The 23324-nt window shown below is 68.0% G+C and carries 20 protein-coding genes; 8 read left to right on the top strand and 12 right to left on the bottom strand.

Annotated features, from left to right (window positions below; translation table 11 throughout):
• Window positions 1–603: 603 nt before the first annotated feature.
• From ACT54R_RS21630 to ybaL, 6 genes are all read right to left on the bottom strand, one after another.
• Entirely contained in the window at window positions 604–945 is a 342-nt protein-coding gene (locus ACT54R_RS21630; RefSeq protein ID WP_476329875.1) for a DUF6968 family protein, read from the bottom strand.
• Window positions 942–1778, bottom strand: a complete 837-nt coding sequence (locus ACT54R_RS21625) for a metal ABC transporter permease (protein WP_476329872.1) — start codon at window positions 1776–1778, stop codon at window positions 942–944. The genes ACT54R_RS21630 and ACT54R_RS21625 overlap by 4 nt, the downstream gene beginning before the upstream one ends.
• Window positions 1775–2647 carry a metal ABC transporter permease gene (locus tag ACT54R_RS21620; protein WP_476329869.1) on the bottom strand — a complete coding sequence of 291 codons (873 nt, stop codon included), beginning with the start codon at window positions 2645–2647 and terminating at the stop codon, window positions 1775–1777. Before ACT54R_RS21620 ends, ACT54R_RS21625 begins: the two co-directional genes overlap by 4 nt.
• Before the next feature lie 229 nt (window positions 2648–2876).
• Entirely contained in the window at window positions 2877–3773 is an 897-nt protein-coding gene (locus ACT54R_RS21615; protein ID WP_476329866.1) for a manganese/iron ABC transporter ATP-binding protein, read from the bottom strand.
• Window positions 3770–4678, bottom strand: coding sequence for a metal ABC transporter substrate-binding protein (locus ACT54R_RS21610; RefSeq protein WP_476330127.1), 909 nt, complete (start codon window positions 4676–4678; stop codon window positions 3770–3772). Before ACT54R_RS21610 ends, ACT54R_RS21615 begins: the two co-directional genes overlap by 4 nt.
• Before the next feature lie 131 nt (window positions 4679–4809).
• Complete coding sequence (ybaL, locus tag ACT54R_RS21605) at window positions 4810–6654, bottom strand: YbaL family putative K(+) efflux transporter (protein ID WP_476329863.1); 1845 nt, start codon at window positions 6652–6654, stop codon at window positions 4810–4812.
• Window positions 6655–6929: 275 nt separating this feature from the next.
• On the opposite strand from ybaL, the gene hisS reads away from it, so the two are divergent.
• Window positions 6930–8459, top strand: a complete 1530-nt coding sequence (gene hisS / locus ACT54R_RS21600) for a histidine--tRNA ligase (protein WP_476330124.1) — start codon at window positions 6930–6932, stop codon at window positions 8457–8459.
• 284 nt (window positions 8460–8743) lie between these two features.
• Here the strand turns inward: hisS and ACT54R_RS21595 are convergent, their stop codons facing one another.
• A complete protein-coding gene (locus tag ACT54R_RS21595; protein ID WP_476329860.1) occupies window positions 8744–9307 on the bottom strand; it encodes a GcrA family cell cycle regulator in 564 nt (187 codons plus the stop codon).
• A 562-nt stretch (window positions 9308–9869) separates the two neighbouring features.
• Between ACT54R_RS21595 and ACT54R_RS21590 the strand changes: the two genes are divergently transcribed.
• The 3 genes from ACT54R_RS21590 to ACT54R_RS21580 all read left to right on the top strand — a co-directional run bounded on the left by ACT54R_RS21590 (window position 9870) and on the right by ACT54R_RS21580 (window position 13148).
• The gene (locus tag ACT54R_RS21590) at window positions 9870–11078 is read left to right on the top strand and encodes an acetylornithine transaminase (RefSeq protein WP_476329857.1); all 1209 of its coding nucleotides are present in this window, start codon (window positions 9870–9872) and stop codon (window positions 11076–11078) included.
• Window positions 11075–12007, top strand: coding sequence for an ornithine carbamoyltransferase (gene argF, locus ACT54R_RS21585; RefSeq protein ID WP_168457386.1), 933 nt, complete (start codon window positions 11075–11077; stop codon window positions 12005–12007). The genes ACT54R_RS21590 and argF overlap by 4 nt, the downstream gene beginning before the upstream one ends.
• A gap of 133 nt (window positions 12008–12140) precedes the next feature.
• Window positions 12141–13148, top strand: coding sequence for an Hsp33 family molecular chaperone (locus ACT54R_RS21580; RefSeq protein ID WP_476329853.1), 1008 nt, complete (start codon window positions 12141–12143; stop codon window positions 13146–13148).
• 107 nt (window positions 13149–13255) lie between these two features.
• Here ACT54R_RS21580 and ACT54R_RS21575 read toward each other — a convergent pair whose 3' ends face one another.
• From ACT54R_RS21575 to uraH, 3 genes are read right to left on the bottom strand one after another with little or no spacing between them, the layout of a single operon-like run.
• Window positions 13256–14524 (bottom strand): allantoate amidohydrolase, encoded by a 1269-nt coding sequence (locus ACT54R_RS21575; protein WP_476329850.1) that lies wholly within the window; start codon window positions 14522–14524, stop codon window positions 13256–13258.
• Window positions 14525–14538: 14 nt separating this feature from the next.
• Window positions 14539–16017, bottom strand: a complete 1479-nt coding sequence (gene puuE / locus ACT54R_RS21570) for an allantoinase PuuE (protein ID WP_476329847.1) — start codon at window positions 16015–16017, stop codon at window positions 14539–14541.
• Window positions 16018–16021: 4 nt separating this feature from the next.
• Entirely contained in the window at window positions 16022–16372 is a 351-nt protein-coding gene (gene uraH / locus ACT54R_RS21565; protein ID WP_168457389.1) for a hydroxyisourate hydrolase, read from the bottom strand.
• A 307-nt stretch (window positions 16373–16679) separates the two neighbouring features.
• Between uraH and ACT54R_RS21560 the strand changes: the two genes are divergently transcribed.
• Window positions 16680–18071, top strand: coding sequence for a nucleobase:cation symporter-2 family protein (locus ACT54R_RS21560; RefSeq protein WP_476329843.1), 1392 nt, complete (start codon window positions 16680–16682; stop codon window positions 18069–18071).
• A gap of 190 nt (window positions 18072–18261) precedes the next feature.
• On the opposite strand, the gene ACT54R_RS21555 is transcribed toward ACT54R_RS21560, so the two are convergent.
• Window positions 18262–19188 (bottom strand): LysR family transcriptional regulator, encoded by a 927-nt coding sequence (locus tag ACT54R_RS21555; protein WP_476329840.1) that lies wholly within the window; start codon window positions 19186–19188, stop codon window positions 18262–18264.
• Window positions 19189–19318: 130 nt separating this feature from the next.
• On the opposite strand from ACT54R_RS21555, the gene ACT54R_RS21550 reads away from it, so the two are divergent.
• A complete protein-coding gene (locus tag ACT54R_RS21550; RefSeq protein WP_476329837.1) occupies window positions 19319–20542 on the top strand; it encodes a urate hydroxylase PuuD in 1224 nt (407 codons plus the stop codon).
• 72 nt (window positions 20543–20614) lie between these two features.
• Window positions 20615–21841, top strand: a complete 1227-nt coding sequence (locus tag ACT54R_RS21545) for an ArgE/DapE family deacylase (RefSeq protein WP_476329833.1) — start codon at window positions 20615–20617, stop codon at window positions 21839–21841.
• Between the two features lie 127 nt (window positions 21842–21968).
• On the opposite strand, the gene yihA is transcribed toward ACT54R_RS21545, so the two are convergent.
• On the bottom strand, window positions 21969–22625 hold the full coding sequence (yihA, locus tag ACT54R_RS21540; protein WP_476329830.1) for a ribosome biogenesis GTP-binding protein YihA/YsxC: 657 nt from the start codon (window positions 22623–22625) through the stop codon (window positions 21969–21971).
• 227 nt (window positions 22626–22852) lie between these two features.
• Here yihA and ACT54R_RS21535 point away from each other — a divergent pair, with 227 nt between their 5' ends.
• Window positions 22853–23149 (top strand): GIY-YIG nuclease family protein, encoded by a 297-nt coding sequence (locus ACT54R_RS21535; RefSeq protein WP_476329827.1) that lies wholly within the window; start codon window positions 22853–22855, stop codon window positions 23147–23149.
• The last annotated feature ends 175 nt before the right edge of the window (window positions 23150–23324 follow it).

The following is a 23324-nucleotide window of genomic DNA, read 5'->3' as shown; positions in this document are numbered from 1 at the left end:
TCATTTATCCTAATAATAAAGAGGCGGAATGGGATGTCCTCTGTCGCATGCCACCTTTCTGACCATCGCCTGACTCTAGCATGATTCCATTTTTACCTTGCTGCAACGGAGTGAATCGAGGTGAAACTGGAATTCGCAGTCGGAAAGGCGTTGTTTACTTGCCGCGGTTAGGCGGCCAGGCATTGTACGCGCCTTGGGCGGGGTTTCACTTGAAGCGCCGGCTTGTTGAACCCGATCCCGTCCAGCGACCCCCATCCGGGTTGCCGGCAGGCACACGAGGTTGATTAGGATCAAATTCCTTTTCCGATATGGCAATCCGAGCTATTCGCCACTTTAAGCGCAGCCAACTCAAATCCGACCGCAAGCGAAGTAATTCTATATCAACGTCTCGGGTCATTGAGGGATCCCCCCAACCAAGTCGGATCCGACCGTATAGGATTTTTTACCTATTATCAATCCCGAACTTCCAATGCTCCCTAACGCTTTGATGCTTCCCCCTCCGCCCGCGCCTTCACGCATCCCCACAAACGACGCGATGAACGCGCCCGTCATCAGCGGCACGAGGAGGGCCGGTGCGCTTTCGAGGCTGGCGGAGGGCCGCCTTCAATCATTCCCATCAAACCGCGCATCATCGCCGATCAGCTCATGCCGCAGCATCTTGATGATGGGGAAGCCATAGCCTGAGCGGGGCTCGCCCCAGCGCAGCCGGCCTTCCTTATGGGCGTCGGTCATGTAGAGGCGGGAGCCGATTGCCTGCAGGGTGAGATGGAGCGCCTGTACGGCATCAAGACCGTAGGTAATGTTCACCGCGACTCCCTCCGGCCAGTGAATCTCGGAGCGGCAGCTCCAGTCCACCGTGCCCTCCACCGGCGCGAAGATGCGGACGGGGACGGGGACTTCGGTGCCGTCCTGCGTGAGCATCAGCACCCGTTCCGCGATCATCATGACGCCCCCTTCGCCGCCTCCACCCGCCGCGCCTTCACCCGCACGCCCACAAACGCCGCGATGAACACGCCCGTCATCAGCAGCACGATTGTCGGGGCGGGGGCCGAGTCGAGGAAGAAGGAGAGGTAGACGCCGGCCAGCGAGCAGGAGACGGCCACCAGAACCGCCGTCACCAGCATCCAGCCGAAGCGCTTCGTCACGAGAAACGCGATGGCCCCCGGCGCGATCAGCAGCGCAACGGCGAGGATGATGCCCACGGCTTTCAGCGCCGCGACGATGGTGAGCGAGAGCATCACCAGCAGGCCGTAATGCAACAGGCCGGTGTGGAGGCCCACCGCCTTCGCCTGCGCGGGGTCGAAGGCGTTCAGCAGCAGATCGCGCCATTTGGCGAGCAGCACCAGAGTCACGAGCCCGGCGATGATCGCGCTCTCGGCGATGTCGCCCCAGCTCACGCCCAGCATGTCGCCGAAGAGGATGTGGTCGAGGTGCACGTCGGTCTGGATCTTGGTGTAGAGCACCAGTCCCAGCCCGAACATGCCGGAGAAGACCACGCCCATGACAGTGTCTTCCTTCACCCGGCTGTTGGCCTTGAGATAGCCGGTGCCGAGCGCGCAGATCATGCCGGCCACGAAGGCGCCGAAGGCCAGCGGCAGGCCGGCCATGTAGGCCAGCACCACGCCCGGCAGCACCGCGTGGGAGACGGCATCCCCCATCAGCGACCAGCCCTTCAGCACCAGGAAGCAGGAGAGCAGCGCCATGGGCACCGCCACCAGCGCGGCGATGACGAGGGCGGTCTGCATGAAATCGAACTGGAAGGGCGCGAGAAGGCTCATGCCGCGCCCTCCTTCAGCGCCTCAGCCGCCTGCCGCCGCGCCGCCAGCACGCCGTGCTTGGGGGCGAAGACGAAGGCCAGAAGGAAGATCAGCGTCTGCAGCACCACGATGATGCCGCCGGTTGCCCCATCCAGGAAATAGGAGGCATAGGCGCCGACGAAGCAGGTCGTCGCGCCGATGGCCACCGACAGGGTGATGAGGCGGGGGAAGCGGTCGGTGAGGAGATAGGCGGTGGCGCCCGGCGTCACCACCATGGCGATGACGAGGAAGGCGCCCACCGTCTGGAGGGCCGCGACGGTCGAGGCGGCGAGCAAGGTGAAGAACATCACTTTGAGCGCGGTGGGTTTCAGGCCGATGGAGCGGGCGTGGCTCTCGTCGAAGAAGGTCACCATCAGGTCCTTCCAGAACACGAGCAGCAGCGCGAGCGAGACGAAGCCGATGATGGCGAGCTGCAAGGTGTCGCCGGGCGAGATGGCGAGGATGTTGCCGAGCACGATGGTCTGCACGTTCACCGAGGTCGGCGACAGCGAGACCATGAACAGGCCGAGCCCGAAGAAGGAGGTGAAGATGAGGCCGATGACCGCATCCTCCTTCAGCTTGGTCCGCTCCTGCAAGAACAGCATCGCCCCCGCCGCCAGCGCGCCCGCGAAGAAGGCGCCCACCGAGAAGGGCAGCCCCAGCATGTAGGCGCCCGCGACGCCCGGCACGATGGAATGGGAGAGCGCATCGCCGATCAGCGACCAGCCCTTGAGCATGAGGAAGGCCGAGAGGAAGGCGCAGACGGCGCCGACGAGCGCGGACACCCACATGGCGTTGACCATGTAGGAATAGGTGAAGGGTTCGAGGAGGAGGGAGAGGGTGGGGGTCATGGTCAGACGCGCCTTTCCCCGGAGCTGTCATCCCCCGGCTTGTCCGGAAGTCGGCTGTTGCCGACTTCCGTTTGCAGGGGCGGAACCCGGCAACAGCCGGGTTCCGGGGGATCCACCCATCCGCTGGACCGCACGCGGTTTTCGGGCACCCTTGGTGCTGCCCGGTGGATCCCCCGGACAAGCCGGGGGATGACGGTCGCCCTCGCGAAGGCGGCTTGTTCCCCCCCCATCACCCGATCCCCTCGGATGATCCCGCGGTGCCGCTCTGGGCGGGGCGGTCCTTGTAGAGGACGAGGGGGCGCTCGTCGTCGGTAAGCACGCCAAGCGTCCCGGGCGTCGTCGCGTGGCTCTCGTCCAGCACGAAATGGCGCAGCACGCCACCGAACGCCTTTTCGAGGTTGGCCTGCGTGAACACTTCCGAGGTGAGGCCGTAGGCGAGCACGGTGCCCTTCACCAGCACGGTGCGGTCGCAGAATTCCGGCACGGAGCCGAGATTGTGGGTGGAGACCAGCATCACCCGCCCCTCGTCGCGCAGGGCGCGCAGCAGGGCGATGATGGCGTCCTCGGTCTTCACGTCGACGCCGGTGAAGGGCTCGTCCAGCAGGATCACGCGGGCGTCCTGCGCCAATGCGCGGGCGAGGAAGACGCGCTTGCGCTGCCCGCCGGAGAGCTCGCCGATCTGCCGTTTGCGGAAGTCCAGCATGTTGACGCGGGAGAGCGCCGCCTCCACCGCCGCGCGGTCGGCGGCGCCGGGCATGCGCAGGAAATTCATGTGGCCGTAGCGGCCCATCATCACCACGTCCTCGACGAGGACGGGGAAGGTCCAGTCCACCTCCTCGGCCTGCGGCACATAGGCGACCACGTTGCGCTTCAGCGCCTCGGGAACGCTCATCCCGAGGATGCGCACCTCGCCCCGCGCCGCCTTGAGGAAGCCCATGATGGTCTTGAACAAGGTGGACTTGCCCGAGCCGTTCACCCCCACCAGCGCGGTGATGGTGCCGGTGGGAATGGCGAAGCTCGCATCGCGCAAAGCCGTGTGGCCGTTGCGATAGGTGACGGTGACGTGCTCGACGAGGATGCCGGCGCCGGCTTCCGCGAGGCTCTGGCGGGAGAGGGGCGCGTTCATGGTGCCGCCTTCCCGGTGAGGCCGGCGGCGATGGTGCCGCTCGTCACCTTCAGGAGATCGAGATAGGTGGGCACCGGGCCGGAGGGGTCGGAGAGGGAATCCACATAGAGCACGCCGCCGTAGCGTGCGCCGGTCTCCCGCGCCACCTGCTTCGCCGGTTCGGCGGAGATGGTGCTTTCGGAGAAGATGACGGGGATGTGGTCCTTCTTCATCAGGTCCACCACGCGGCGCACCTGCTGGGGGGTGCCCTGCTGGTCGGCGTTGATGGGCCAGAGATAGAGCGCCTTCAGCCCGAAGTCGCGGGCGAGGTAGGAGAAGGCGCCCTCGCTGGTGACGAGCCAGCGCTGCTCGGCCGGCACCTTGTCCAACTCGGCGCGGATGGGGTCGATGGCGGCGGTGATCTTCGCCTTGTAGGCGGCGGCATTGGCCGTGTAGGTCGCGGCGTTGGCCGGATCATACTTCACCAGCGCGTCGCGGATGTTGTCCACGTAGATCAGCGCGGCGGAGGGCGACATCCAGGCGTGCGGGTTGGGCTTTCCGCTGTAGGGGCCTTCCGTGATGCCCATGGGCTCGACGCCCTTCGACACCACCACGCTCGGCACGTTCTTGAGGCGGGAGAAGAATTTCTCGAACCAGAGTTCGAGGTTCAGCCCGTTCCACAGGATCAGGTTCGCGCCCTGCGCCTTGATGAGGTCGCCGGGGGTGGGCTGGTAATTGTGGATCTCGGCGCCCGGCTTGGTGATGCTCTCCACCTGCGCGGCGTCGCCCGCCACGTTCTTCGCCATGTCGGCGATGACGGTGAAGGTGGTGACCACCTTGAACGGCGCGGCCGCGCGGGCCGGGAGGGGGGCGAGCAGCCCCGCCGCGGCGGCGAGGACAAGCGCCGGAAAATGTCGGCGGGACAGGACGAAAGCGTCGGGCACGGGAATGCTCCGGTCCGGCGGTCGTGACGGGTGCGGCCGCCTTTGTTGCGATCAATTCGCAAAAACTACCGCACCCTTCCTGCAATTGCAACTTATTCGCAATAAAGGTCGAGCTACAGCGTCTCTTTTTGCGCCGCAGCAGCCGGCTCCGCAAGGCCCGGCGCAGCTTCGGCCGAGGGTGCCGCGCCGATGGCAACCGCAGGCACGGCCCGGTTTCCGCCTTCCACCGCCTGCTCCGCGGCGGCCGCGGCGGCGATGTCGTTCTGGGAGGTCTCCAGCACATGCGCCAGCATGCCGCGCGCCACCTCCCGCTCGCCCATGATGATGAAGTCGGCCCCGCTCTGGCGCAGGTGCTCCACCTCCGCATCGGAATGGGCGCGGGCGACGATCTCGATGCCGGGATTGAGCTGGCGCGCCTTCTTCAGAACGTTGCTGGCCTCGAAGCCGTCCGGGATGGCGAGGATGATGCGCCGGGCGCCGGCGACGTTGGCCGCCGCGATGGCCGGGGCCGAGGCGGCGTTGGCGTTCACCGCCTCAAGGCCCTGGCGCTTCAGCTCCTCCAGCCGGTCGCCCTGGTCCTCGATGACGAGGAAGGGCGTGCCGGCCGCCTTCAGCCCGTCGGCGACGAGGCGGCCCACCCGGCCGTAGCCGACCAGCACGGTGTGGTTGGCGAGCGCGGTCTCCGGCAGCGCCGGGACGGGCTTGGGGGCGGGGGCAGGCGCAGCGGCTTTTTCCGGCCGCAGCGGCGCGTGGCGGGCGCGGTAGCGGTCCAGCACCAGGAAGAAGAAGGGGTTGGCGAGGATGGAGATGATCGCCGCCGCGAGGATCAGGTCGCGTCCCTCTGCCGGCAGCAATTGCAGGTCCACCCCCAGCGCCACGAGGATGAAGGAGAATTCGCCGATCTGCGCCAGCGAGGCGGAGATGGTGAAGGCGGTGGAATTGCCGTAGCCGAACGCCCGCACGATGAGGAAGGCGGCGAGCGACTTGCCGAACAGCACGATCAGCACCGTCACCAGCAGGGGCACCGGGCTTTTCACCACGATGGAGGGGTCCACCAGCATGCCCACCGAGACGAAGAACAGCACGGCGAAGGCGTCGCGCAGGGGCAGCGTCTCCTCGGCGGCGCGGTGGGAGAGGGGGCTCTCGCTCAGCACCATGCCGGCGAAGAAGGCGCCGAGCGCGAACGAGACGCCGAACAGCTTGGCCGAGCCGAACGCGACGCCCAGCGCGATGGCCAGCACCGCCAGGCGGAACAGCTCGCGCGAGCCGATGTGGGCCACCCAGTGCATCACCCAGGGGATGACGCGGCGGCCCACCACCAGCATCAGCACCACGAAGCCGGCGACCTTCACCAGCGTGACGGCGAGTGTCGTCCACACGTCGCCGCCGAGGCCCAGCCAGTCGATGGTGCCGGTGGTGACCGTCCGTCCGCCGAGCGCGCCGGACAGCGCCGGCAGGAGCACCAGCGCGAGGACCATGGCGAGGTCCTCGACGATGAGCCAGCCCACCGCGATGCGCCCCTGCTCGCTCTCCACCATGCGCCGCTCCTGCAGGGCGCGCAAAAGCACGACGGTGGAAGCGACCGACAAGGCGATGCCGAAGACGATGCCTGCCCCGAGGCCCCAGCCCAGCGCCCAGGCGAGGCCCATGCCCATGAGGGTGGCCACCGCGATCTGCACCACCGCGCCGGGAATGGCGATGGCCTTCACCGACAGGAGGTCGGACAGGGAAAAGTGCAGGCCGACGCCGAACATGAGCAGGATCACGCCGATCTCGGCCAGCTCCAGCGCCAGATGCTCGTCGGCCACGAAGCCGGGGGTGAAGGGGCCGGCCAGCACGCCGGCGAGGAGATAGCCCACCAGCGGCGACAGCTTGAGCCGCTGGGCGATGGCACCGAGCACGAAGGCGAGGACGAAGGCCCCGACGAGGGTCGCAATGAGCGGCGTGTCGTGGGGCAAGCGTGTCCTCCATGGGGCAATGGACGCCGCCCCGCGCCCCAGGGCGCAGCAGGACGGCAGGTCTGGGATGAGGGTGAAGCCGGCGGATGCCGCTACCCGTTTGCCATCATGCGCGCGGAAGACGGCGCTGTCATGGCACAGGTGCCTTTACGGCATGTTTTTGCCGGGTGCCCGGCCGGTCCGGGTCCGCGACCTTGCCGTCACCGGTCCCGTCCTCTAAGACGCCCCGAACCTTGCATTACCGGGCGGGACGCCACGTCCCGAAGCATCGAAGCATCATGGCCAAAGAATTCAAGCCGAAGGCGCGGCTCCCGCGCGGCCTCGTCGACCGCACCGGCGCGGAGCTTTCCGCCACCCGCGCCATGCTGGAGAAGATCCGCGCCGTCTACGCGCTCTACGGTTTCGAGGCGCTGGAGACCCCGGCCATCGAATATACGGACGCGCTCGGCAAGTTCCTGCCTGACCTCGACCGGCCCAACGAGGGCGTCTTCTCCTTCCAGGACGACGACGAGCAGTGGCTGTCGCTGCGCTACGACCTCACCGCGCCGCTGGCGCGCTACGTGGCCGAGCATTTCGAGCAGCTGCCCAAGCCCTACCGCTCCTACCGGGCCGGCTACGTCTTTCGCAACGAGAAGCCCGGCCCCGGCCGCTTCCGCCAGTTCATGCAGTTCGATGCCGATACGGTGGGCGCGCCCTCCGTCGCGGCCGATGCCGAGATCTGCATGATGGCCGCCGACACGCTGGAGGCAGTGGGCATCCCGCGCGGCGCCTATGTGGTGAAGGTGAACAACCGCAAGGTGCTCGACGGCGTGATGGAGGCCATCGGCCTCGGCGGCGACGAAAATGCCGGCCGCCGCCTCACCGTGCTACGCGCCATCGACAAGTTCGACAAGTTCGGCACCGAGGGCGTCGCCCTCCTGCTCGGTCCCGGCCGCAAGGACGAGAGCGGCGACTTCACCAAGGGCGCGGGCCTCGATGAGCGTCAGGCGTCCGTGGTGCTCGCCATGCTCACCGGCAAGGGCGTGCGCGCCACCGATGTGGGCGTCGAGGTGGAGCTGGACGACGTCGGGCTCGCCGCTGCCCTCGCCGGCAATGCCGCCTTCCAGGAGGGCATGGCGGAGCTGAACGACATCCGCACCCTGCTCGCCGCCGGCGGCTATCAGGACCGGGTGAAGATCGACCCCAGCGTGGTGCGCGGCCTCGAATATTACACCGGCCCCGTCTACGAGGCTGAACTCACCTTCGAGATCACCGACGAGACCGGCCGCCCCGTGCGCTTCGGCTCGGTGGCCGGCGGCGGGCGATATGACGGCCTCGTCGCCCGCTTCCGGGGCGAGAAGGTGCCGGCCACCGGCTTCTCCATCGGTGTTTCCCGCCTGCTCGCGGCCCTCGCCTTCCTCGGCAAGATGGACGCGGACGCCGAGGTCGGCCCCGTTGTCGTGCTGGCCATGGACAAGGAGCCGGCGCGCATCGCCGACTACATGAAGATGGTGTCCGAGCTGCGCTCCAACGGCATCCGCGCCGAGATGTATCTCGGCGGCGCCGGGATGAAGGCGCAGATGAAATACGCCGACCGCCGCGGCGCCCCGGCCGTCATCATCCAGGGCTCCAACGAGAAGGACGCCGGCGAGGTCCAGATCAAGGATCTGGTGGAAGGCGCGAAGATCGCCGCCGGCATCGCCGACAATGCGGAATACCGCGCCGCCCGCCCCGCCCAGTTCGCGGTGAAGGAAAGCGAGATGGTCGCCGCCATCCGCGATGTGCTGGAACGCCGCGCGGCGCCGTCTCTGGGGCTGGACGACTGAACGTTTCCGCAGCCTGAAACAAAAAGGGCCGGTCTCCGCTCGGAGACCGGCCCTTTTTCAATGGCGTGATGGACGCACGATCACATCGGAACCCGTCGTCCAGAGCCGTCATGCCCCGGCTTGTCCGGGGCATCCACCGGGCCGAGAGGCCGGCGCATCCATACCTGAAGCGAGACGGCGGAAGCGTGGACCCCCCGGACGAGCCGGTGGGTGACACCCCCCTGAAACAGGAAGGGCCGGCCTCCATCCGGAGACCGGCCCTTTTTTGCTGATCGCGTCCCGCCTCAGAGATAGGCGAGGCGGCGGTCGCGGCGGCGGTCCTGCACCGGCTGGTAGGCGATGCGGGCGTGGGTCTGGCAATAGGGCATGCCCGGATTGGCCTTGCCGCCGCAGAAGTGGAAGCTCTCGGTGCCGGGCTCGCCCAGCGGCCAGCGGCAAGTGCTCTCGGTGAGCTGCATGATGGTGCAGCCCTGGGTCATGGGCACCACGTTGTCGCTCATGACGGGGGCGGGCGCCGGTGCCTCTTCCGGTGCCTCGTCCAGATCGGCCGCGAGGGCGGTGTTGCCGATGGTGGTCGGCCGCTGGGGCCGCGCCTGGTTGTCGGGGCGCCCGGCGGGCGTGCCCATCGGGCCGCCCATGGGACCCGCCTTGGCCGGCGCCGTTCCGCCGGCGCGGGGGCGCGCCGGGGCGGGGGCGGCCTTCGCCCGGCCGGACAGACCGAGGCGATGCACCTTGCCGATGACGGCATTGCGCGTCACCTCGCCAAGCTCGGTCGCGATCTGGCTCGCGGAGAGGCCTTCGCTCCAGAGCTTCTTCAAGAGTTCGACGCGCTCGTCATTCCAGCTCATCGCTCTTCTCCATTCGCCGCATCTACTCGCCGCATTTCAACCGGCAGCATTTCAAGAACGCCGCGGGCGCCGGAAACGCTCGGCGCCGCATCCCGCCATCTGAAAACACGCCGTTCGAGCGCGTCCCGGGCCGTGACTTCGCAAGGCGGACTCCCTCCCTGTTCCCGAACGCGCCAAAGCGCCCGGATGGACCCGGATGACGGTTCCTGGAAGAGGGTTCCTGATGCCCTGCGCACGACATCTCGTGGCTGACGATCCAGAACCTACAATATGGCCGGTCCTCGCAACAGAGTCGGCAAGGGGTGCCGAGGCGTTTTCCCCAGCTCCTTAAGGCTTCGTTTACCCTTGTGCGTCCGGCGGTCGCGGGCGCGATTCTCTCTGCGGCCCACCATCGGTTGACCTCGCGCACATGTTCATTAGAATCCGGAGGTCGGGCCGCCCCCCGCATGGGCGGCCTTTTTTAGTTTGTGCGCGCCGCTCTGCCATAGCCGGGCTGTCGCACAGTGTTCGTGAACCCGTGCAACCTCAAGGAAGCCCAGCAGGAAGCTGCAGGAGGAATGAAGTGATCACCGCCGTTCTGCCGACCTACGCACGCATCGACCTCCAGTTCGAGAGGGGAGAGGGCTGCTGGCTCGTCACGACGGACGGGCGACGTTTCCTCGACTTCACCGCTGGCATCGCCGTGAACGTGCTGGGCCACGCCAATCCCACTCTCGCCGCCGCGCTCTCCGAGCAGGCGACGAAGCTGTGGCACGTGTCCAACCTGTTCCGCATTCCCGGCGCCGAGAAGCTGGCCGACCGGCTGAAGGCGGCGACCTTCGCGGACACCATGTTCTTCACCAATTCCGGTGCGGAAGCGCTGGAGTGCGCCATCAAGATGGCGCGCCGCTATCAATATGTGAGCGGCCATCCGGAGAAGAACCGCATCATCACCTTCGAGGGTGCCTTCCACGGCCGCACGCTGGCGACCATCGCCGCCGGCGGCAATCCGAAGTATCTCGAAGGCTTCGGCCCGGACCTGCCGGGCTTCGACCAGGTGCCGTTCGGCGATCTCGACGCCGCCCGCGCCGCCGTGACCTCCGAAACCGCCGCCATCCTGGTGGAGCCGGTGCAGGGGGAGGGCGGCGTGCGCGTGCCGCCCGCCGGTTTCCTGCAGGGCCTGCGCGAGCTGTGCGACGAGAACGGCCTGCTCTTGGTGCTGGACGAGGTGCAGAGCGGCGTCGGTCGTACTGGCCGCCTGTTCGCCCACGAATGGACCGGCATCACTCCAGACATCATGTCGGTGGCCAAGGGCATCGGCGGCGGCTTTCCCATGGGGGCATGCCTTGCCACCGAAGAGGCGGCCAAGGGCATGACGGTGGGCACCCACGGCTCCACCTATGGCGGCAATCCGCTGGCCATGGCGGTGGGCAATGCGGTGCTTGACGTGGTGCTGGAGGATGGCTTCCTCGATCGCGTGAACCGTGTCGCCGGCCGCTTCCAGCAGCGCCTCGCCGAACTGCGCGACAGCCATCCCGCCGTCATCGCCGAACTGCGCGGGCAGGGCCTGCTGCTCGGCATCAAGGCCGCCGTGCCGGCGCCCGAGCTGATCGCGGCGCTGCGCGAGGAGGGCATGCTGGTGCCCGGCGCCGCCGAGAACGTCATCCGCCTGCTGCCGCCGCTCAATGTGAGCGAGGAAGAGGTGGGCATTGCAGCCGACAAGATCGAAGCCGCCTGCCGGCGCATCGAGGCGCGTCTCGCCTCGGATCCGGTGAAGGGAGCGGCCGAATGAAGGGGAATGGGGTGCGTCACTTTCTCGACCTGTCCGAGATCCCGGCCGAGGAGCTGCGCCGGGTTCTGGACTTCTCCAAGGACCTGAAGGCCCGCCGGAAGGCGGGGGAGCCGGTGGAAAAGCCGCTCGCCGGCAAGTCGCTGGCCATGGTGTTCGACAAGCCGTCCACCCGCACGCGCGTGTCGTTCGACCTCGCCATGCGCCAGCTGGGCGGCGAGACCATCATGCTCACCGGCCAGGAGATGCAGCTCGGCCGCGGCGAGACCATCGCCGACACGGCCCGCGTGCTCTCGCGCTTCGTCGACGCGATCATGATCCGCATCCTGGACCATGACGACCTGACCGAGCTGGCGAAGTACGCCACCGTGCCGGTCATCAACGGCCTCACCCGCATCTCCCATCCCTGCCAGGTGATGGCGGACGTGATGACCTTCGAGGAGCATCGCGGCCCCATCACCGGCCGCTCGGTGGCCTGGACGGGCGACGCCAACAACGTGCTGGCCTCGTGGGTTCATGCCGCCCAGCGCTTCGACTTCACCCTGAAGGTGGCGACGCCCAAGGAATTGTCGCCGCGCCAGGCGCTGAAGGACTTCGTGAAGCGCACCAAGGCCAAGGTGAAGTTCATGCGCGACCCGGAAGAGGCGGTGGAGGGCGTGGATTGCGTCATCACCGACACCTGGGTCTCCATGGGCGACAAGGAGGCCGAGCGCCGCCACAACATCCTCAAGCCCTATCAGGTCAATTCGGCCCTGATGGCGCGGGCGGACAAGGACGCCATCTTCATGCACTGCCTGCCCGCCCATCGCGGGGAGGAGGTGACGGACGTGGTGATGGACGGCCCGCAGTCCGTGGTGTTCGACGAGGCGGAGAACCGCCTGCACGCCCAGAAGGGCGTGCTCGCCTGGTGCTTCGACGCGGTGGGCGGCTGAGCCTCTTCCAGACGGCATCGCGAGCCGGGTTGAAACGGCCCGGCTCGTGAATATGTGTGGGACCAGACCTTTGGGACCCATTGGCTGTGCATTGAGCGCGGGCACGCGGGTCCGGCATGTCCGGAGACCTTTCATGAAGGGCGAGCGCACCCGCACCGCCACCCGCGCCGCATCCGAAGCCGCGCAGGACGATATCGTCACCGCCTTCCAGGTGGATGCCCTCGACATCCGCGGCCGCACCGTGCGCCTCGGTCCCACCCTCGACGCACTGCTGGCGCACCACGCCTATCCCCCCGCCGTGAAGCGGGTGGTGGGTGAGGCGGTGACGCTCGCCGTGCTGCTCGGCTCCTCGCTGAAGTTCGAAGGCCGCTTCATCCTCCAGACCCAGACCGACGGGCCGGTGGACATGGTGGTGGCCGACTTCGTGAGCCCGGACAAGATCCGCGCCTATGCCCGCTACGATGCCGACGCCTTGGCCGAAGCCGAGCGGCGCAACGAGACCTCCCCGGCGGCGCTGCTGGGGCGCGGGCATCTCGCCATGACCATCGACCAGGGCATCAGCACCAACCGCTATCAGGGCGTGGTCGCCCTCGATGGCTCGGGGCTGGAGGCGGCGGCGCACGAATATTTCCACCAGTCCGAGCAGATCCCCACCCGCGTGCGCCTCGCCGTAGGCGAGGAGATGAAGGCGGGCGGCGCGGATTCCTCGTGGCGGGCCGGCGGCCTGCTCGCCCAGTTCCTGCCGCAGGACGCCTCCCGCGCCCGCATGGCCGATCTCTCCCCCGGCGACGCGCCGGAGGGGGTGGAAGCGCACAAGGTGGACGAGGACGATGCGTGGGTTGAGGCCCGCTCCCTCGTCGGCACGCTGGAGGACGTGGAGCTGATCGACCGCGATCTCTCCTCCGAGCAGCTGCTCTACCGCCTGTTCCACGAGCGCGGGGTGCGGGTGTTCGACCCGTTGCCCATCGCGGCGCGCTGCTCGTGCTCGCGGGAGAAGGTCTCCGGCGTCCTCGCCTCCTTCGGGCCGGAGGAGCGGCGCGAGATGATCCAGGACGACGGCAAGGTAACCGTGACCTGCGAATTCTGCGGCCGCACCTACAAATTCACCGCCGAGGAGGTTCTCGGCCGGGCGGACGGGTGAGGGCTATTCGCCGTCGTGCTCCGGCTTGACCGGAGCACCCATCTCCCGGCTGTCACTTGCCTCGCCGGTTTATCTGCCTCGCGGAGAGCGCCGGCCGAGTGGCGCCCTCACATCTCCTCGGCCGTCTTCAGCAGAAACGCATAGAGCGCTTCCGCCGCGAGGCCGATGTCGGCGGGGGCGGCGTATTCCCGGGGGTTGTGGCTGCCGTTCTCGGAACGGACGAACAGCATGGCCATGGGCATCACGCCGCGAAACACCATGGCGTCGTGGCCGGCACCCGAGGGCAGGCGCATCACGGGCAGCTGAAGGCCCTCCACCACCCTGGCCATGCGCTCCTTGAGCGGGCCGGCGCAGGGGGCGGCTGGCACCTCGTGGCCAATGTCCACGCTGGCTTTCACCCCACGCCGGGCGGCGATGTCGGCGACGGCGGCGCGGATGTCGGCCACGGCGCCGGTGCGCAATTCGTCGGAGAGGGCGCGCACGTCGAGGGAGAATTGCACCTCGCCGGGCACCACGTTCACCGCGCTGCCGGCGATGAGGAGGGTGCCGACCGTGGCGACCAGCTCCCTGCCATCGGCGCGGCCGCGCGCCTCGACGGCGAGGATCATCTCGGCGGCGGCGGTGAGGGCGTCGTGGCGCATGGCCATGGGCAGGGTGCCGGAATGGCCGGCCTCGCCCCGAATGCGCACATGCCCGCGCGAGGCCCCGGCGATGCCGGTGACGATGCCGAGCGGCGCGCCCGCCGCCTCCAGCACCGGCCCCTGCTCGATGTGCACTTCCACATAGCCCAGCGTCTCGGCGGGATCGCGCCGGCAGTCGGCGACGCGATCCACCGGCGCGCCGAACGAGCGCAGCGCCTCCATGCGGGAGATGCCCTGCGCGTCCACGTCTTCCAGGCTCTTGGGATCGAAGAGGCCGGCCATGGCCTTGGAGGAGGTGAGGGTGGATAGGAAGCGCACGCCCTCCTCGTCGGCGAAGGCGGCCACCTCGATGGCGAAGGGCAGGCGCAGGCCCTGCTGCTTCAGTCGCTCCACAGCGGCGATGGCGACCAGCACGCCGAGATTGCCGTCATAGATGCCGGCATTGCGCACGGTGTCGATGTGCGAGCCGAGGATGAGGGTCTTGGCGTTCGCCCGGTCGGCGGCGTAGCGGCCGACGATGGAGCCGGTGGCATCCATGTGGACCTGCGCCAGCCCCGCCTCCCGCATCCAGAACGACACCTGCGCGGCGGCCCTTTTGTGGGCGGGGGTCAGCGTCAGGCGGGTCATCTCGCCGGGCACGTCGGTGCAGGCGGCGAGTTCCTTCAGACGGGAGACGATGATCTCGCCGTCAAGGGGGGAGGGGAGCGGGGCGGAACCGGGGGCAGATCGGGGCACGGAAGGAACCTTGTTCAGGAGGCGGCCGGCAGCATCTGGGAGAGGCGCAGCAGCGCGATGCGCTCGATCTGCGCCAGCGCCTCGGCGACCTCTGTGTCCCGGTGGTGGGCGAGGCGGCGCTCGAAGCCGGCGAGGATGTCCGCCTTGCTGCGGCCGCGGATGGCCATGATGAAGACGAAGCCGAACTTTGCCTTGTAGGCGTCGTTCAGCGCGGTGAAGCGCGCCTTCTCCTCCGCCGTGAGCTGATCGAGGCCGGCGGAGGCCTGCTCGGCGGCGGAATCGGCGGTGAGGAGCTTCGCCTCCGCGAGCTTGCCGGCAAGGTCGGGATGGGCGTGGATGACACCCATCTGCTGTTTGAGGGGCGCGGCGCGCAGCACGGCGGCGAAGGCGGCGTTGAGGCCCTCGGCCGTGTCGGCGGCCACCGTCAGCCCCCGATCATAGGCGCCTTCCGCGATCCAGGGCGAATGCTCGTACACGCCGCCGAACCGCTCCACGAACAGGCCGCGCGGCATGTAGGTGGGTCGGTAGCCGCCGGCCGGCGGGTGATGGGCGATCCAGTGGCGGGCGATGTCGAGGCGGCGCGCCACCCACACCTTCTCGTGCCCGGCGATGTAGTCGAGGAAGCGGGCCAGCGCCTGAGCCCGGCCGGGCCGCCCGGCGAGGCGCGGATGGAGGCCGATGGACATCATGCGCGGAGCGGTGGCGCCCTCGGCATAGAGCAGGTCGAAGCTGTCCTTCAGATAGTCGAAGAATTCCGTGCCGTTGGAAAAGCCCGCCGCCACGGAGAAGCGCATGTCGTTGGCGTCCAGCGTGTAGGGCACCACGAGCTGCGGCCCGCGCGGCCCGTAGATCCAGTAGGGCAGTTCGTCGGCATAGCTGTCGGCCACATAGAGGAAGCCGCCTTCCTCCATCAGCAGCGGCACCGTGTGCTCGGCGGAGCGGCCCTGGTAGAAGCCGAGCGGCCGGGCGCCCGTCACTTGCGTGTGCAGGCGCACGGCCTCCTCGATGTGCTCGCGCTCGGCGTCGCGGGTGAAGTCCTTGTATTCGATCCACTTGTAGCCGTGGCTCGCCAGCTCCCAGCCGGCCTCCTGCATGGCCGCGACGGCATCGGGATTGCGGGCGAGCGCAGTGGCGACGCCATAGACGGTCGCCGGCATGTTGCGTTCGCCGAACAGCCGCAGCAGCCGCCAGATGCCGACGCGGGCGCCGAACTCGTAGATGGATTCCATGTTCATGTGCCGCTGGCGGGGCCAGGGCACGGCGCCGATGATCTCGGACAGGAAGGCCTCCGAGGCGTTGTCGCCATGGAGCACCGAATTCTCGCCGCCCTCCTCGTAATTCACCACGAACTGCACCGCGATGCGCGCATCTCCCGGCCAGTGGGGGTGGGGCGGAGTGCGGCCGTAGCCCACGAGATCGCGCGGATAGGGCTTGCCGGTGACGGGATCGGTGGGGATGCCGGAATTGTCGCGGCCGGTGAAGGGGGCAGGCATGGGCTCAGGACCCCCGATAGGTGGAATAGCTCCACGGGGAGCACAGCAGCGGCACGTGATAGTGGCCTTCGATCAGGGTCACGCGCAGGGGCACCACATCGAGGAAGGGCGGGTCGGCCACCGGTGCGCCCGTGGCGCGGAAGTGGGCGCCGATGTGGAACACCAGCTCATAGGTGCCGGGGATGAAGTCGTCCCCCGCCAGCAGGGGCGTGTCGGTGCGTCCGTCCGCATTGGTGCGGCGGGTGGTGACGAGGCTGCGCCCGCCGTCCGCCGCCAGCCGATAGAGTTCCACCGCCACATCGGCGGCCGGGCCACCGGACACCGTATCGAGCACATGAGTGGACAGCCGCCCCATCGCTTCCTCGTCTTTCCTGAATCTCTGGCGTCATGCCCGTCGAGGCCTTGCGGGGGCAGGGCCGGCGGCCGGGCGAACGCTCCGCTGCGCGGCAGCATAACCTGCGCCGGATCGATCCATTTTCCAAAAAAATCGGAAGATATTCCGATTACCAAACGTATTTCCCCGGCGCAGGAATTGATCTCCAATGAGGCATGCCGATGAGTTGGGCAATGCCCGTTCGGTTGCCGCGCCGGAGCGTTGCCGTCGCCAAAAAATTTGAAGAACGCCCTTCCGTTTTCAACCGACTTTCCGTTGGGGGAACCTGATGTCTGAAGCCGTTCATCCCGTAGATGAAGTTTTGCCGGCACCGAAACTTGCGGTGCTCGGCCTCCAGCATGTGCTCGTCATGTATGCGGGCGCGGTGGCCGTGCCGCTCATCATCGGCCGGGCGCTGAAGCTGCCGCCGGAGCAGGTGGCGTTCCTGATCTCCGCCGACCTGTTCGCCTGCGGCCTCGCGACCCTCGCGCAATGCCTCGGCTTCCTCGGCGTCGGCATCCGCCTGCCGGTGATGATGGGCGTCACCTTCGCGTCCGTCGGCCCCATGCTCTCCATGGCGAACGACCCGTCCATCGGCATCCTCGGCATCTATGGCTCGGTGATCGCGGCCGGCATCTTCGGCATCATCGTCGCCCCCTTCATCTCGCGGCTGCTGCCGCTGTTCCCGCCGGTGGTGACGGGCACCATCATCATGGTGATCGGCATCTCGCTCATGCGGGTGGGCATCAACTGGGCGGGCGGCGGCATTCCCTTCCTCACCCAGACCATCGACGGCAAGGTGGTGCAGATCGCCAACCCCAATTACGGGCAGTTGCAGGGGCTCGGCATCGCCTTCTTCGTGCTGCTGGTAATCCTTGCCCTCATCCGCTTCGGCAAGGGCTTCGTCGCCAATGTGGCGGTGCTGCTGGGCATCGTCGCCGGCGCCGTGCTCGCCTCCGCGCTCGGCATCATGCATTTCGAGAAGGTGGCGGCGGCCCCGTGGTTCGACGTCATCCTGCCGTTCCACTTCGGCATGCCCACGTTCCACCTGGTGCCCATCATCACCATGTGCATCGTGATGATCGTGGTGATGATCGAATCCCTCGGCATGTTCCTCGCCCTGTCCGACATGACCGGCAAGCCGGTGGACGAGAAGGCGCTGGCCCGGGGCCTGCGCGCCGATGGCGTCGGCACGCTGCTGGGCGGCATCTTCAACACCTTTCCCTACACCTCCTTCTCGCAGAACGTGGGCCTCGTCGGCGTCACCGGCGTGCGCTCGCGCTGGGTGACGGTGACGGGCGGCATCATCATGCTCGGCCTCGGCCTTTTGCCGAAGATGGCCGCGCTGGTGGAGGCGGTGCCCCAGGTGGTGCTGGGCGGCGCGGGTCTCGTGATGTTCGGCATGGTGGCAGCCACCGGCGCGCGCATCCTCACCGGCGTCGATTTCAAGACCAACCGCAACAACCTCTTCATCGTGGCCATCTCGGTGGGCTTCGGCATGATCCCGCTGGTGTCGCCCAACTTCTTCAAGGCGCTGCCGCATGAGCTGCACCCACTCCTGGAGAGCGGCATCCTGCTCTGCGCCATCGTCGCCGTGGTGCTCAACGTCTTCTTCAACGGCGTGAAGAAGGGCTCCACGGAGGAGATCGTCGCCGCCGCCAAGCAGGCCGAGGCGCATTGATGATGCCATCGACATCGGTCTGCGACCGATGTCGAGTGGGCCACGCACTCAACTCGGGTGTTCCCGAGTTGAGCCGGTCAAAGACGGTTTCCGGCTTCCGCCGGAGCCCGGCGTGCCGCGCGGGGGGTACGTTGCTTCGCTCAGGCGCCGCGCGGGCTTGGGGGAAGGACTACCCGGACGCGGGACCGGCTCAGGCCGGCAGCCGCTCCCCGATCTTGGCCAGCTCGCGGGCGATATAGCGCCGGCCCTCGTCCACCAGCATGTCGGCGAAGGCCTTCACCTTCAGCGGCACCAGTTGGCGGGCGGGGTAGAGCACCGCCAGCGTCGCCGGCTTGGGCGGGTTCTTCTCCAGCAGCGGCACGAGGCGGCCGTCCGCGAGGGCCTCCGCCACCTCGAACCGCGGCTTCACCACGATGCCGCGGCCCTCGACGGCCCACACCGTCAGCACGTCGCCGTCGTCGGCCTCCAGATGGCCGGTGACGGGAACGGCGAGGTCCCGTCCCTCGTCGGTGAGCATCCAGCGCAATTCCCGAAGGCTCGCGAACCGCAGAAGGAGGCATTGATGGGTGAGCAGATCCTGCGGCCGCCGCGGCACGCCGGCCCGTTCGAGATAGCTGGGTGCAGCGCACAAAATGCGCTCGACCTGCGTGACCTTGCGCATGATCATGCTGGAATCCTCGAAGGTGGCGAGGCGCAGCGCCACGTCGATGGATTCGGCGATGAGGTCGAGGGTATGTTCCGACAGGCGCAAGCGCACGTCGATTTCGGGATGGGCCTCCTGGTAGCGCGCCGCCACCTGCGCCACCAGCCGCCGGCCGAGATGGAGCGGGGCGGTGACGCGCAGCGCGCCGCGCGGCAGGGCGCCCAGTTCCGAGACATTGCTCTCCGCCGCCTCGATGAGACGCAACGCCTCGGTGATGGCCTCGTAATAGACGCGCCCCTGCTCGGTCAGGCTCATGCGGCGGGTGGTGCGGTTGAACAGCCGGCAGCCGAGGTGCTTCTCCAGCATCTGGATGCGGTGGCTGACCACGTTGGCCGACAGGTGCAGGCGGCGCCCGGCCTCCGAGAAGCTCTCGCTCTCCACCGAGGCGACGAAGGCCTTCATGTTCTCCAGCACGCTTCGTCACCTCTCCACCGACGCCACACGAACGATACCTACGCCGCGGGCCGGGGCCAATGGTCCCGCCCGGCGGACGTGACGGGCGCGAGCGCCCCATCCTCTTCCAGCCACGGGATCTGAAACGGCAATGGAACCCATCCTCCACGAGTACGGCAGCCTGCTGCTGCGCTGGACGCACATCATCGCCGGCATGGCGTGGATCGGCTCGTCCTTCTACTTCATGCACCTCGACGCCAGCCTGAAGGCGTGCGCCGACATTCCCCCCGGCAAGGGCGGCGAGGCGTGGGAGGTGCACGGCGGCGGCTTCTACCAGGTGAAGAAGTATCTGGTGGCGCCGGATTTCCTGCCCGAGGAGCTGGGCTGGCACAAGTGGCAGTCCTACGCCACCTGGATCACCGGCTTCTTCCTGCTCATCTGGGTCTATTACTACCAGTCCTCGATCTTCCTGATCGATCCGGCGGTGATGAATTTGAAGCCCATCACCGCCCTCGTCATCGGTCTCGGCGGCCTCGCGGCGGGGTGGATCGCCTATGACCAGCTCTGCCGCTCAAAACTCGGCGACAAGCCGATGGTGGTGGGCATCATCGTGTTCGCCGGCGTGGTTCTGGCGGCGTTCCTCTACCAGCAGGTGTTCTCGCCCCGCGCCGCCTTCATCCATACCGGCGCGTTGATGGCGACCATCATGAGCGGCAACGTCTTCTTCGTCATCATCCCCAACCAGCACAAGGTGGTGGCGGCGCTGAAGGCGGGCGAGGTGCCGAACCCCTATTACGGCAAGACCGCCAAGCTCCGCTCCGGGCACAACAACTATTTCACTTTGCCCGTCGTCTTCCTGATGATCTCCAACCATTACCCGCTCACCTATTCCACACCCTACGCCTTCGTCATCGTGGCGCTGGCGCTCGTGGCGGGCACGGTGATCCGCTATTTCTACAACGAGCGGCACGCCGGGCGCGGCGACAAGGCGTGGTGCTGGCTGGTGGCGGCCCTGTGCCTGATCCTCGCGGTCTTCATCTCGGCCACCACCACCGCCGCCGGCCGCATGGCGCTGGGCCTGCCGCCGCTGGTCACCCCGGCTTATGCGAAGAGCGGGCCGGCGGTGGACGTGCCGGTGGACGTGCAGAACATCGTCATGGGCCGCTGCGCCATGTGCCACGCCGCCGAGCCGGTGTATGAGGGCTTCACCATCGCCCCGCGCGGCGTGCTGCTCGACACGGCGGAGGCGATCCACAAGAACCGCAGCCTCATCCTCGTCCAGGCCGGCCTCACCCATGCCATGCCGCCCAACAACATCACCGAGCTCTCCGACGAGGACCGGGCCATGCTGAAGGCCTGGGCCTCCGGCAAATAGGCCGGACCCCTCCTCGGCCGTAGAACGATAGAACCGGTGGGCCCTCGCCCGCCCCAGAACAAGGAAGACGTCATGTCCACCGCCGACGCCGACACCCTCCGCAGCCTGATCGCCGCGCGCGCGGAAGCCCAGCGCCAGTTCCTGGCGGAGCTGGTGAAGGTGCCTTCCGACAATCCCCCCGGCGACTGCGCCCCCCACGCGGCGCGCGCCGCCGAGCTGCTGGAAGCCCTCGGCTACACGGTGGAGCGCCACGCGGTGCCGGCCGACCGGGTGAAGGCGGCGGGCATGGTCACGGCCACCAACCTCATCATCCGCCATCGCTTCGGGGACGGCCCGGTGGTGGCGCTCAACGCCCATGGCGACGTGGTGCCCCCCGGCGAGGGCTGGACCAAGAACCCTTACGGCGCCGAGGTGGTGGATGGGCGCATGTATGGCCGCGGCGTCGCCGTCTCCAAGTCCGACTTCGCCACCTACGCCTTCGCCCTCGACGCGCTGAAGAGCTCCGGCCTGCCCTTGAAGGGCACGGTGGAATTGCACTTCACCTATGACGAGGAGATCGGCGGCGAGGTCGGTCCGGGCTGGATCTTGGAAACCGGCCTCACCAAGCCGGACTATGCCGTCTCGGCCGGCTTCTCCTACGGCGTCGTGGTGGCCCACAACGGCTGCCTGCACCTGGAGGTGGAGGTGATCGGCAAGTCGGCCCACGCCGCGCTGCCCTTCACCGGCATCGATGCGCTGGAGGGCGCGACCCACATCCTCACCGCGCTCTACGCCTATCGGGACTCGCTGCAGGCGAAGGTCTCTGACGTGCCGGGCATCGGCTCGCCGCAGCTCACGGTGGGCCTCATCTCGGGTGGCATCAACACCAATGTGGTGCCCGACCGCGTCACCTTCCGCCTCGACCGCCGCATCGTCCCCGGCGAGAACCCGGAAAAGGTGGAGGCCGAGGTGCGGGGCGTGATCGCCAAGGCGCTGGAGGGCTCGAAGGCGAAGGCGGAGGTGCGGCGCATCCTCATCGCCCGTCCGCTGGTGCCGGACGACAAGGCCATGCACCTCGCCGGCATCATCTGCCGCAATGCTTCCGCCGTCACCGGCGAGGAGGTGAAGACCACCGGCGTGCCGCTCTACACCGACGCGCGGCTCTACGCCGAGGCCGGCGTGCCCGTGGTGCTCTACGGGGCCGGCCCGCACACCATCGAGGAGGCGAACGGCCACCGCGCGGACGAGAACCTGCTCCTGTCCGACCTCGACAAGGCGACGCTGGTGATCGCGCTGACGGTCGCCGATTTGCTGGCCTGATGCTGTCGCCCTCGGTCTTCAACCGAGGGCGGACGGGCCACGCTCACGCGCCGCGCGGAGTGCAAGCGGTCTTCGCTCAATCGCCGCGCGGGCTTGGGTGCGTTCACGCTCAATCGCCGCGCGGGCTTTAGCCCTGCTCGGCGAGAAGCTGCGCCACCGCCGCGCGCAGCTCGGGGAAGCCCTGGCCGGTGTTGCTGGAGGTGGGGAAGATCTTCGGGTAGGCCGCCGGCCGCCGGCGGATCTTCTCCTCCACCCCGGCGATGACCGAGGGCAAAGCGGTCGGCTTCACCTGATCCACCTTGGTGAGGATGATGGCGTAGGAGACGGCCGCCTTGTCGAGGAGGTCGAGAATCTCCTCGTCCACCGGCTTGATGCCGTGGCGGGAGTCGATCAGCACGAACACGCGGGCGAGGTTCACCCGGCCGCGCAGATAGTCCTTGATGGTGCGCGTCCAGGCGTCGACCTTCTCCTTCGGCGCCTTGGCGAAGCCGTAGCCGGGCATGTCCACCAGACACAGCTCCGGCCCCACCCGGAAAAAGATCAATTCCTGCGTGCGCCCCGGCGTCACCGAGGTGCGCGCCAGAGCCTTGCGGCCCGTCAGCGCATTGACGAGGGACGACTTGCCCACATTGGAGCGGCCGGCCAGCGCGATCTCCATGCCCTGCATGGGCGGCAGCACATCGACGGTGGGCGCCGCCGCGATGAACTGCCAGTCGCCCGCGAACAGCAGGCGGCCGGGCTCGAGATAGGGATCGGCTTCGGCGGGGGAAGGGCTCTCGGTCATGACGCCTTATCCTAGAGCCGGGCGGCGCGCGCAAGGCGGGCGGGGTTTCCCGATCGCGCTCGGCTGAGACCCACCGTCGTCCTCCGGCTTGACCGGAGGACCCATGGCACCCTTTGTCCGGGTATTCCGGCGCCGGGGAGGGTGGCGGGATGGGTCCTCCGGTCAAGCCGGAGGACGACGGCAGAGAAAAGTGAAGGCGGCCGGATGCAGCAAACCGGGGGGACGCGATGGAGCGGCGCTATTTCGTCTATCTGCTGGCGAGCCAGCCGCGGTGGACGCTGTATCTCGGTGTCACCAACGATCTCACGCGCCGGGTTTTCGAGCACCGGCTGGGTGAAGGCGGCGGCTTCACGGCCCGCTATGGGGTCAAGCGTCTCGTCTGGTTCGAGATGCACGAGACGGCGACGGCAGCCATCCACCGCGAGAAGCGTCTCAAGACATGGCTCCGCCAGTGGAAGATCGACCTCGTAGAGAAAGACAACCCGACGTGGCGCGATCTGTTCGACGAGATCGCGCTCGGCTGAGGCCCACCGTCGTCCTCCGGATTGACCGGAGGACCCGTGGCACCCTTTGTCCCGATATCCCGGCGCCGGGAAGGGCGCCGGGATGGGTCCTCCGGTCAAGCCGGAGGACGACGGCAGAGAAGGCGGCGGGAGACGCGGCGTGAGTCTTCGCCAGCAAGGCAGGCGATGGGGGGCG

The sequence above is a fragment of the Xanthobacter sp. DMC47 genome, from assembly GCF_056313845.1.
Note: the sequence above shows the minus strand (reverse complement) of the source record. Positions and strands in the feature narration are given on the sequence as shown.